2 protein-coding genes are annotated in these 1734 nt (G+C 39.7%); both read right to left on the bottom strand.

Annotated elements, in window-relative coordinates; genetic code table 11:
• Window positions 1-72 precede the first annotated feature (72 nt).
• A complete protein-coding gene (locus JMY00_RS13645) occupies window positions 73-294 on the bottom strand; it encodes a hypothetical protein (protein WP_240990768.1) in 222 nt (73 codons plus the stop codon).
• A 140-nt stretch (window positions 295-434) separates the two neighbouring features.
• Window positions 435-1598: an iron-containing alcohol dehydrogenase gene (locus JMY00_RS13410; RefSeq protein WP_201580525.1), complete on the bottom strand. Its 1164-nt coding sequence runs from the start codon at window positions 1596-1598 to the stop codon at window positions 435-437.
• Between the last annotated feature and the right edge of the window lie 136 nt (window positions 1599-1734).

The following is a 1734-nucleotide window of genomic DNA, read 5'->3' as shown; positions in this document are numbered from 1 at the left end:
CAGGAGTGTAGGTTTGTTTTTTCATTGTCGTATTCTCTCAGAATGTTGAGTCTCCGACAATCCCGGGGCGGTTCAGAGCGCATGAACTCTACTTTCTCCTTCAGGAAAAGTAGATACATACATAATAAGTAGAGGTATAGCAGGTGTGATCCACCCAGGTACGACAGGATCACCTAATAGGTGATGGAATAGATAAAAAAGTCCATTGATCATCACAATGGCAAGTGCTGCTTCAAAGGGCATGCCCAGTAGTTCTGTCATTAGCGGAATAGCGGCTAAATCAACAGCACACATGAGTAGACCTTGAAAATAATCAGGCCATTCAAAACGGTAATGTAGAAAGGGTAATCGGACTTTAAATGGTCCTAGGGGATAATAAGATGCTTCTCCTGCTGCTGTTCGCTTCTTCCATAAAGACATAGCAGACTTCCTCCTTAAAAGGCTTCTTGGTATATAGTTTCAATATCTTTGACACTAAGTTGTCTAGGATTATTTCGCAGCAATCTATCAACAGCACTAGCTGCGATAGCTAATTCTTTTAAATCTTCAAACTTAATTCCGAACTCTCTAAGTTGTTTAGGAATAGCTACAGCTACACATAATGCTTCAATTTTGGCGACCACATAATCACCTGCATCAGATTCGCTAATAGAGTGGTTTGCACCCATAGCAATCGCAATATCGATAAACTTGTCTGGGCAACTAGTGCTATTCCACCTCATTACATGAGAGAACATAACCGCATTACTAACACCGTGAGATAAATGGAATCTACCACCAAGCGGATAGGCAAGCGCGTGTACAGCTCCAACGCCAGCATTACCAAAAGCTAACCCCGCCATTAGACTAGCTGTAGCCATTTTTTCACGTGCGGCTATATTGGTAGGCTCTTGATAAGCAATGGGCAATGCATCAACGATCATTCGGATTGCAGCAATGGATAAAGATTTAGTGATTTCGGAAGCAAAGTTAGATAAGTAACTCTCTACTGCGTGTACTAACGCATCAACACCACTTGCAGCAGTAACAAATGCTGGGCAACTTAATGTTAGCTCAGGAGCGACAATAGCAACATCTGGTAGTAACTCATTACTTACTATGCCTTTTTTGATCTGTGCTTGAACATCCAACAAGATTGATATATTAGTAACTTCAGAGCCTGTCCCTGCTGTTGTTGGCATACAAATTAAAGGAATTTTCCGAGGTGCTACCTTATCCTCACCGAATAACTCGTTCAATGACCTTGTTTCACCACTATAAATCGCAACGGCTTTTGCCGTGTCCATTGCGCTACCACCTCCTATAGCGATAACCCCATCACATTGATTTTCTTCGAAAGTCTCACAGCAAGCCTCAACAATGTGGGTTTCTGGCTCTGCTGAAATATCACTGTAAATAAATATATTTTCAACACCATTTGATTTAAGATTATCAATGACTGGTTGAATAATGCCAGCGTCTCTGACACCTTTATCCGTTACAATTAAAGGTCTTTTTACATTTAGACTAGCCATCTCTTCAGGTAGCAGATAACTAGAGTTCTCACCTGTCAACAATCGACGAGCAGTTTTAAAAATTTGAACGTTATCAGTATTCATCAATTCACCTCGAGTATTTGTAAGTTAAACTCTCGTTAACCTTGATGCAATCTACATACCAATCTTATGAAAAATAATATAAGCGACTGATAACAAACGTTAAATTAATTATAAATATTACAAATCCTATTAATTT

The organism is Psychrobacter sp. Pi2-52 (genome assembly GCF_904846705.1).
Classification (GTDB): domain Bacteria; phylum Pseudomonadota; class Gammaproteobacteria; order Pseudomonadales; family Moraxellaceae; genus Psychrobacter.
This window is presented reverse-complemented; position numbering and strand designations above follow the sequence as displayed.

Excerpts from the sequence above, each read along its gene's own strand:
- JMY00_RS13645 (WP_240990768.1), bottom strand. The coding sequence starts at position 294 with ATGTGTGCTGTTGATTTAGCCGCTATTCCGCTAATGACAGAACTACTG.
- JMY00_RS13410 (WP_201580525.1), bottom strand. The coding sequence starts at position 1,598 with ATGAATACTGATAACGTTCAAATTTTTAAAACTGCTCGTCGATTGTTG.